General features: G+C 65.3%; 7 protein-coding genes and 1 pseudogene. 4 read left to right on the forward strand and 4 right to left on the reverse strand.

All coding sequences use genetic code 11. The features are described from left to right. The first annotated feature begins 259 nt into the window (after positions 1 to 259). Entirely contained in the window at positions 260 to 1,180 is a 921-nt protein-coding gene (locus GJ743_RS13900; RefSeq protein ID WP_155052514.1) for a DNA-processing protein DprA, read from the forward strand. Between the two features lie 106 nt (positions 1,181 to 1,286). Here the strand turns inward: GJ743_RS13900 and GJ743_RS13905 are convergent, their stop codons facing one another. Further along, a complete protein-coding gene (locus GJ743_RS13905; protein ID WP_155052515.1) occupies positions 1,287 to 1,451 on the reverse strand; it encodes an Lsr2 dimerization domain-containing protein in 165 nt (54 codons plus the stop codon). A 97-nt stretch (positions 1,452 to 1,548) separates the two neighbouring features. On the opposite strand from GJ743_RS13905, the gene GJ743_RS20005 reads away from it, so the two are divergent. Further along, positions 1,549 to 1,938 carry an IS5 family transposase gene (locus GJ743_RS20005; protein WP_328289190.1) on the forward strand — a complete coding sequence of 130 codons (390 nt, stop codon included), beginning with the start codon at positions 1,549 to 1,551 and terminating at the stop codon, positions 1,936 to 1,938. A 1-nt stretch (position 1,939) separates the two neighbouring features. Next, positions 1,940 to 2,506, forward strand: a pseudogene (locus tag GJ743_RS13910) (IS5 family transposase); the annotation flags it as partial. On the opposite strand, the gene GJ743_RS13915 reads toward GJ743_RS13910, so the two are convergent. Beyond that, positions 2,431 to 3,735 (reverse strand): DUF1254 domain-containing protein, encoded by a 1,305-nt coding sequence (locus GJ743_RS13915; RefSeq protein WP_328289191.1) that lies wholly within the window; start codon positions 3,733 to 3,735, stop codon positions 2,431 to 2,433. The pseudogene GJ743_RS13910 and the gene GJ743_RS13915 overlap by 76 nt on opposite strands. Before the next feature lie 483 nt (positions 3,736 to 4,218). Here GJ743_RS13915 and GJ743_RS13920 point away from each other — a divergent pair, with 483 nt between their 5' ends. Next, on the forward strand, positions 4,219 to 7,002 hold the full coding sequence (locus tag GJ743_RS13920) for a DNA methyltransferase (protein ID WP_155052516.1): 2,784 nt from the start codon (positions 4,219 to 4,221) through the stop codon (positions 7,000 to 7,002). A gap of 94 nt (positions 7,003 to 7,096) precedes the next feature. Here the strand turns inward: GJ743_RS13920 and GJ743_RS13925 are convergent, their stop codons facing one another. After that, on the reverse strand, positions 7,097 to 7,765 hold the full coding sequence (locus tag GJ743_RS13925; protein WP_155052517.1) for a restriction endonuclease: 669 nt from the start codon (positions 7,763 to 7,765) through the stop codon (positions 7,097 to 7,099). A gap of 157 nt (positions 7,766 to 7,922) precedes the next feature. Beyond that, the gene (locus GJ743_RS13930) at positions 7,923 to 8,855 is read right to left on the reverse strand and encodes a type IV secretory system conjugative DNA transfer family protein (RefSeq protein ID WP_155052518.1); all 933 of its coding nucleotides are present in this window, start codon (positions 8,853 to 8,855) and stop codon (positions 7,923 to 7,925) included. Positions 8,856 to 8,985: the final 130 nt, after the last annotated feature.

An 8,985-nucleotide genomic window follows, 5' to 3' on the forward strand; every position in this document is an offset into this window, starting at 1 on the left:
GGCGGCGGACAGGGCGCAGCCGCCGTGGCGGCGGCGCGGGCGCCTGACGGAGCAGGCGCCACTTCAGGAACGCAGCGTGGAGCCGCTACCGCGGCGCCGAACCCATGGATTGTTTGGCCATTCCGGCTGGCGATCGTAGCTTGCGGCTACGGCTACGTTCCCAGAATCTCGGACGCGCCCAAGGGCTTATTCCGCCCGACATTCCGGGCACTTCGCCTTGCCGCTACGCACTCGATCTCTCTGCCGGACGGCAAACAAAATGATCGATCCGAGAGAGAGCCCCGCGACGATGACCTGGAACTCCCTACGCCCCAGCATCCCCACCACCATCAACCTCGACGACGACCTCGAAGCCCGCCTCATCCTCACCCATGCCGGACTCTCCGGAAACCCCGCCATCGGCAACCTCATCCACCGGGTCGGCGGAGCGGCCGGCGTCCTCGAGCTCGCGAAGGCTGGTGCCGCCGACACCGCGGTCGGCCTGCCGGACGGCACTCTTCGCCGCGTCGCCCACGCGGCGCGCCAAGGCACGGCGCAGAGAATCGCAGACGTTACCGAGCAGCACGGGCTCATGCTCCTCACTCCCGAGCAGCCCGGGTGGCCAGCGCGAATCAACGTTCTCGGACCTGCCGCACCCCTGCTCCTCTGGATCGACGGACCGGAAGCGGTCCTCGCAGACGGCATCGCAGCCGTCGTCGGGCCCCGCCACCCCGGCCGAGAAGCACGCCACGCGACACTCGAAATCGCCACCGCGCTGGCCGACCAAGGATGGGTCGTGGCAGCGAACGACGCGCCAGGCGTGGCTTCACTTGCGCTCCGCGCAGCCACAGCGATGAAGGGTCGCAACGTCCAAATCGTGCCGGCCGGCATCGACCGTATTCGCGACTCCGAACGCCTGCCGATGACGATCCGAATGAGCGCTGAGGGGCCAGATAGCCATGGGTCGGCGCGCGCGACCCAGCTGGCACGCGCAACGCTTGTCGCGCTCGCAGAACGAGTCTTCGTCGTCGATCGGGGTCCGAGTTGTGAGAGCGAGAAAGTGAGCGTGCTCGCACGCGCCTTGGGCCGACTCGTCGGAGATTCAGGGACTACGTCAATGGCTGGTGGCGCGCAGTCCCGACGTCCGCGTCCGACATGCGAATCGTCTGTCGAAGCTGGGAAGGACTCCTCGAGATGGTGATGCACAAAAAGGGTCACAGGATTCGCGGAGCCATCGTCCGTGCGCCATGCGTGGGGGTCTCTACTTTGCGGACCGGCGAGTTGTTCGAGGGGAACGGCCGCTGGTTCTACGAGCGGCCGTGGCGTAGGACTCGAGCGCGGCGCGGAACGCGACCGTTGTCAGTCGAGAGATCGATTTCGTAGCCGGCGCCATCGATGGTGAAGGCGATGGTCTCGGCTGCGTCCGTGCCGTCGATGTCATCGACGAGCGTGACGACCGTCCTCTTGGCCAATACCGGGGTTCCCCTCTTGCTGCGCGCGGGTCCAACCCGGGTTGCACCTAGGCCGTGTTGCTAAACCAATCTTGCGTGTTCGACGATCCTTGATGGCGTGTCTCGCGATGTGATCTCCGATGAGGTGTGGGACGTGCGCGGTCCGGTGTTCCCGGCCGCCGCGGCGACGGGGCGCCCTCCAGCGGATCGGCGCCTCGTCGTGGAGGCGATCGCGTGGCACTACCGGACCGGCGCACCGTGGCGGGATACACCGGAACGGTTTGGGAACTGGAACACCGTTTACAAGAACTTCGATCGGTGGTCCAAGGCCGGCGTTTGGGCGGACTTGCTCGAGCATGTCCAGTCGCTCGCGCTGGCGAACGAGGATCTGGACTGGGTGGCCTCGATCGACTCCACGATCGTGCGCGTCCACCAGCACGGCGCGACCCTCCCGCGCACCACAGGGGGCTCGAACGAACTACAAGAAATTTGGTCCCGAGCCTCCTGATCACGCGATCGGCCGCTCCAGGGGCGGGGTGACGAGCAAGACGCACCTGGTCTGCGACGGCAGAGGACGCCCGCTCGCATTCATCCTCACCGGCGGTCAAGTCGCCGACACGTCGATGCTGACCGAGACGATCTCCCAGATCCGCGTTCCCGGTCCTACCGGCCGGCCGCGCACCCGCCCCGACCGGATCATCGCCGACAAGGGCTACCCGTCCAAGGCGAACCGCGCCTGGCTACGCGAACGCGGCATCGCCTCGACTATCCCTGAACGCGCCGACCAGATCGCCCACCGCAGCCGGCGCCCCGGCCGGCCGATCGACTTCGGCCCCGAGCAACGCCGGCGCTACCGCGGCCGCAACGTCGTCGAACGCTCCTTCAACAAGCTCAAGCAGTGGCGCGGCATCGCGATGCGCTCTGACAAGACGGCCCGCAACTACCATTCCGCCCTCTGCCTCGCCGCGACGTTGCACTGGCTCAGCAGTGCGCCGCCGTCTCAGCGTCGGGTGATCACGGGGGGAACCCAGGTGCCTTCGGTGATGCCGGGCTTGGCGCCGTACGCGCGCAGGTAGAGCGAGAACGTCGCGTCGGGCGCGGGCAACCAGTTGGCCTCGAGGTCGGCGCCTGGTGAGGTGTGTCCGACGTAGATGGTCAGCGACCCGTCGTCGCCGTAGACGATGGACTTGTTCTTCGTGCCCAATGAGTAGCGGCGCAGATCGTTCGGGTAGAAGAAGTGATCGTCGTCGTACATCGTCAGCGACCAGAACCCGTCGACCGGAGGCAGATCACCGGCCGCGAACACGACCGAGTACTCCTGCCCGCCAGTGAGCTGGTTCCCGTCGGAATCGTCGTCTGTGTAGAAGTACTGGGTCTCGTTCGGCCGGTTCTCGAACATGTTCGACCGAGACGTCGCCGCACGGTTGTGATAGTCCAAGCCCCACTGCGAGTTGTTGACGGACCGGTTCCATCCGTTGGCGGCGTCCCTGCCGTTGTACCGCCACTGCATCGCATGCGGCGCGAACGTCTCGTCAGCGGCGTGGAACGCGGCCTCGATACCGGCACGGATCTCCGGGTCGCGGGCACCAGCATCGAGCAGCGCGGTGAACTGGGCGTACAGGGCGTCCTCACCCGGCTGCGGTGCGACCGTCGCGAGCACCTCGCCGAGCTGGTCGAAGAACGTCTCCGGCCGCACCCATTTCGTCTCCGCGCCGCCTGCGTTCGGTCCGGCGTCGAACGAGGGGACGTCGCTCCAGTCCTTGGTCTTCATCTCACCGGTGTAGTCGGTGAGCGGGTACACCATCACCTGGTTCACCAACGGTTGGATCGCGGCCCGGTCCTCGTCGGTGTCGTCCATGAAGATCCGCGGGATCGCATTCGCCAACGCGGTCGGGCTGCGGAATACATCCGTGATCCCGGCCGGAACCTCGCCGTGCCAGTCAGGCCCGACCAGCAGGTAATGCCCCGGCGTGCTGCCGTAGGGCGAGCCCAGGTCACCGAACTGGTCCGTGCGGGCGTCGTAGAACGCGTACACATAGAACCGGTCACCGAAGTCGGGCACCTGCACAACGACCGGCTGCTCATCGAGCGAGAAGAATCCCAGCCCGTACACGACATCCTGGTTCGGGCACGCGATGAACCGCTCCGCCGGCTCGATGTAATCGTTCAGCATCGCGATCTGCCCGATCGGCGACGCCGGCAGCACACCGCCCAGCCGTCCAGGCTCAGGCGCTGCGCCCAACCGGGTACGACGGTTCATCATGTTCACCATCGGGTAGCCCCAGACATACGCGAACTGCGCCACCGACGACACATACGACGGCTCCAACGCCGACGCCCCACTCGGCATCGCCAACCCCGCACGCACAGCCTCATTCATCCCAGACCCCCCAATCCCAGACGCTGCCACCATCGGCCACGCGACGACTCCCACGCTATCCGGTCGAGCCCCAAAGCGACCATTGCCAAGACAACCGATCGACTTCAGCAACACGGCCTAGTCCGGCTCGTGGCGGGCTTCGGTGAGCCGTTCGGCGGGTTCCGTCTCTGCACTGGAGCAGACAGCACGACAGATAGCGACAACAGAACACCGCGATCTAACGCCGACAATCACACGTGCTCGGAGACCCATCCGGGATGCGCGCCGTAAATCGACCGTTTTCGGTTCAGGGAGCCGCCCCGAGCGTCGCGGCGCTGAATCCCGCGTGTTGAACACGCCCGTGGATATCGTGGCAACGTGCCTCGTAGTTCGACCGCCGCGCCGCCGAAACCTCCCAGCCTGACCGACATGCAGGCGCGAGCGCGCGCCTTCGTCGCCGCGTGGTCCGGCGAGAGTCGGGAGAGGGCCGAGGCGCAGTCCTGGTGGAACGAGTTCTTCGGCATCTTCGGCGTCGAGCGCCGCAGGCTCGCCATATTCGAACGGCGTGCGCGCCGCGCATCCACTGGTGGCGACGGCAGCATCGATGTGTTCATGCCGGGCGTAATGATCGCTGAGCACAAGAGCCTCGGGAAAGACGGCGGCGCGGGGACGTCGCAGGCCGTGGATTACCTCGAGGGCGGTGACATCGCAGCGCATGAGTTCCCCAGGTACATCGTCTCCGCCGATTTTGAGACCTTCACCCTCACGGACCTGGAGTCTGACGACCCGCCGCTCACCTTCCAGCTCAAGGACCTGCCAAAGCATGTGCAGCGTTTTGCGTTCCTCGCCGGATACGAAGCGCCGAAGCGCCTAAGTTCCGAGTCTGAAGCAGTCTCGATCAGAGCGGCTCGCGAGATGGGGAAGCTCTACGACGCCCTGCTCGGCGACCGCTCGCCCGAGGACAACAGCGATGAAGCAGAGGATGCCGCGATCTTCATGACGCGACTCCTGTTCCTGCTCTACGGTGACGACGTCGTCGGGCTGTGGGAGCCGGGCCTGTTCGAGTCGTACGTGAAGAACCGTACGTCCGAGGACGGATCGGATGTAGGGGCCGCGATCGCCACCCTTTTCCAGGTTCTCGACACGAAGGACCGGCGCAAGGTGCCTGAGGAGTTGAGCGCCTTCCCCTACGCGAATGGCGGTCTTTTCCGGAAGCGGCTCGACATTCCGTTCTTCGACCGCGGGATGCGTGACGCACTGATCGCTGCGACCGAGATCGACTGGTCGGGAATCTCGCCGGCCATCTTCGGCAGCCTGTTCCAGGGAATGTCATCACGTGAGGAGCGTCGCCGTTCCGGCTCGCACTACACGACTGAGACGAACATCCTGAAGGTACTGCGGCCGCTGTTCCTCGACGAACTCGAGGATCGCCTCCAACGATGGTGGTCTTCAGTGCCCGAACTAGAGAAGTTGCGGAAGGAGCTTGGCACCTACCGCTTCCTGGACCCAGCGTGCGGCGCCGGCAACTTCCTGATCGTCGCCTATCGCGAGATGGCCGATCTCGAGTTCCGCATCATCAAGAGGATCCGCGAACTGCGCGGCGAAGTCGACTACGCGCTCGACTCGACTTGGGGTCTCATGGTGCAGCCTGAGCATTTCGGCGGCATCGAACTGAATTGGTGGCCGGTGAAGATCGCCGAGACAGCCATGTTCCTCACCCAGCACAAGGTGACCCAGCGCTTGGGCGAGATCGGCGAACCACCTCAGATCCTGCCTATCGGAGACGCCGCGCACATCGTGCATGGCGACGCGCTCACCACCGACTGGAACACGGCCGTTGCAGCGACTGACCGAACCTTCGTCTTCGGGAACCCCCCGTTCCATGGCCACAAGGAACGCAGCAAGGAAGAAGCTGCGAACTTGCGCACCGCCTGGGGACGCGACTACAACGGCAATCTGGACTTCGTTACCGCATGGCACGCGAAGGCGCTGGAGTACCTCAAGGGCCGGCCCCTCGCGAGGTTCGCTTTCGTAACGACGAACTCCATTGTGATGGGGCAGTCGGTCGCTGCACTGTTCAAACCGATCTACGCCGATGGGTGGCGGATCGCGTTCGCCCACCGCACCTTCGAGTGGCAGTCAGAGGCGTTCGGCGCGGCGGCGGTGCACTGCGTCATCGTGGGATTCGATAAGGGAACGACCCCGCCTCGACTCTTCACATATGTCGGCGGTCGAGGCCAGCCGTTGGAACTGGCGGTGGGACGCATCAACGCCTATCTACTCGACCTTGACGAGGTCTTCGTCGACGGAGCCGCGATGCCACTCTCCTCGTCGCTCGCAGTGGTGTCCTCGGGGTCCAACCCAATCGACTTCGGGCAACTCATTCTCAATGAAGCGGGCTACGCGGAAGCCTCAGCCGATCCGGTGGCAGCCAAGTACCTTCGGCCGTTCTCGAACGGCGAGGACTTCATCAACGGGCTACAGCGCTGGTGTCTATGGCTGAAGGATCTGGATCCGAGCGATGTCGGACGATCAGAAGTGCTGAAGCGTCGCCTGACAACGTCCGCCGAGAAGCGCTCGAGCAGCGGACGGGCGGCCACAATAAAGCTCGCAGCGATTCCTCACCTGTTCGGGGAGGATCGACAGCCAGACGAGCGGTTCCTAGCCTTCCCGCAGACGTTCGCTGAGTCGCGACGATTCATGACGGTCGGATACATGGACCCGTCAACGATTATCGGGATGAAGATCTACTGGACGGTGGACCCGACGGGCCTGCAGTTCGCCATTGCCTCAACAAGCATGATGATCACATGGCAGAAGACAGTCGGCGGCAGGCTGAAGTCAGACCCGAGCTTCTCCAACACCTTGGTCTGGAACACGTTCCCCCTTCGACAGCTCACAGACGGCGAGCGTGGGCGACTGATAGATGCCGGGAAGAAGGTACTCGAGGCTCGGAACGACGCTCCCGGCCGGACCCTCGCTGACCTGTACAACCCGCTCGCGATGCCGAAGAGTCTCGTTGATGCGCACCTAGCGCTGGACCGAGCGATGGATGCCACATTCGGTTTCAGGAAGGCCCCAACAGATCTCGAACGACAGAAGAGGCTATTCGAACGGTATGTGGAAATGACGCGTGCAGGCGAACTCGAGATCCCCATCGCGGACGGTGCAGCCAAGCGGCGCCGACGCGGAGCCCGGCCCAAAGTCACCTAGGCGCTATGGGCACGGGCTTCGTGGGCAAAGCACGTCGTTCCGCGAGTGGAAGTCGTCGCCCAACCGCAATCGGGCAGATTTGAGCTGAGGTTGCTCAATCCCCGAACGCCTCAGCGATGCCCACGTCTACAACCATCCCACCAAGCGCATTCAGCCCCTGAATCGTGCCTTTCTCTGCGTCATAGCGCACGAGTGCAACACCGACTCGGTCTGCAAACGTGAGCCCATCCGCGGTTACGGCCCCGCTCGTGAAGAGGAGTGGCTTCTTACTATCAGCGGTCGCGACACCAAAGAGAGCTCGTACGTCGGTGACGCTCACGCTTCCCGCGTAGTTCTTGACCTGGGCGACGTAGGCATCGCTCACAACATCGGCTCCGCCGTCGCGCGAAAACCGAGTTACCTCTGCGTCTAGGACACCCAGATGACGCATCCACGCTGCAACGAGATGCTCGGCCCCCTCGTGCGAGACACCGTACTGCTGAGCTGGCGGGGGTGGCGCAGGACGGCTGAGCCAGCGTTCGCGACGTTCAGCCTCCAGCGTCTCAGCTTCGGCGCGACGTTCAGCCTCCAGCCTTTCAGCTTCGGCGCGTTGCTCAGCCTCCAGCCTTTCAGCTTCGGCGCGTTGTTCGGCTGCCAGCCTCCAAGCTTCGGCGCTTCTCTCAGCTGTCAACTGCTCACGACGGGCACGTATGTCCCACATCCGCTGCTCAGCCGCCAGTTGGCGTCGCTCAGCCTCAGCCGCCGCGTCTGGGTTGGGGTCCATCCTCGGACTCTATCTGCGCACCCCCGCCGCCGGCGCCGCGCAAGTTGGTCGATAGCCGATCGTCCCTGCCTCAGAGCCGTCGGGCGATAGACGGCGACAACAGAAGCCGCCACTTGGTGCGAACAATCACATCCGCGTGCCGTCGCCATCCTCGCGATCACTCGGGCCTCTGGTCCGCTGGGACGCAGCCCTCAGTAGGGGAATCCGCGTGCGACCCCCCTTCGACTGAGTCCGCAGTGAGGCCTGGTTCGCCCTCATGTGGAGCGGGAACAGCTCGCTGCGGGAGTGCCCGGAACCCGGCGATGGCGCCGGTTTGGATGATCCAAAAGGCACCGTCGGCGGCTTCGCGGACGTCTTGGGGCGGGACGAGGTAGGTGTGTTGGGCGCGGGCGGAGCCGAGGCGGTCGCCGGTGGCTTGCCCGGCGGCTTCCATGCGCATGATGGTGCCGGCGTACTGGACGATTTCTTCGGGGTCTTTGGAGCGGCCGAAGATGAGTGCTGCGCCGCTGGTGAGGGCGCGGCGGCGGCGGACGTCGTCGTTGGAGAGCCCGGCGGGGCTTTGAGTGGCGAGGATGAGGCCGACGCCGGCGGAGCGGGCGGTTTCGAAGAGGCTGCCGGCGGTGTCGCCGGGGTCCTGGGCGCCGGTGACGAGCTGCGGGAACTCGTCGACGATGACGACGACAGGGGTCTTGTCGCCGGCTTCGAGGCGGGCGGCGAGGAAGTTGCGCAGGTCGAGCAGGAGCAGGTCGCCGAGGCGGGCTTGGGCGTCATCCACCGGCGACAGCGGCACGACGGTGAGGTCCGCCGGCGGGGCGGCGTAGGACCATCCGTCTTGGTCGATCCATTTCTCGAGGGGGCGGAGCGCGACGGCGAGGCTTTGCAGGGCGCGGGCGCCGGCGGTGGTGCCGTTGCGGTCGACGGTCTGGTTGACGAGGGTGAGGTCGTACTGGTCGCGTACGTGCGGGCCGGGGTTGGTGAGCCGGTCGCGGAGGTCCTGGGCGGAGCTGATCGGCGTGTCGGCCTGCACGGCTTGGAGGACGCCGCGGATCTCGTCGAGGTAGTGCTGGTTCGCGCCGTCCGGGACGGGCATGAGCCGCATCAGCTTCGCGGTGACCTGTTCCGCGGTCCCGGAGAAGAAGTTCCACGGCCCGGCGACGGGAGGGTGTCAGATCGTTTGTGTAAGGGGTGTCGGCTTCGTTCGAAGGGACGACACTGATGAC

Origin of the sequence: Agromyces bracchium, assembly GCF_009709675.1 — a bacterium.
GTDB classification, from domain to species: domain Bacteria; phylum Actinomycetota; class Actinomycetes; order Actinomycetales; family Microbacteriaceae; genus Agromyces; species Agromyces bracchium.

Excerpts from the sequence above, each read along its gene's own strand:
- GJ743_RS13900 (WP_155052514.1), top strand. The coding sequence starts at position 260 with ATGATCGATCCGAGAGAGAGCCCCGCGACGATGACCTGGAACTCCCTA.
- GJ743_RS13920 (WP_155052516.1), top strand. The coding sequence starts at position 4,219 with ATGCAGGCGCGAGCGCGCGCCTTCGTCGCCGCGTGGTCCGGCGAGAGT.
- GJ743_RS13930 (WP_155052518.1), bottom strand. The coding sequence starts at position 8,855 with ATGCCCGTCCCGGACGGCGCGAACCAGCACTACCTCGACGAGATCCGC.
- GJ743_RS13925 (WP_155052517.1), bottom strand. The coding sequence starts at position 7,765 with ATGGACCCCAACCCAGACGCGGCGGCTGAGGCTGAGCGACGCCAACTG.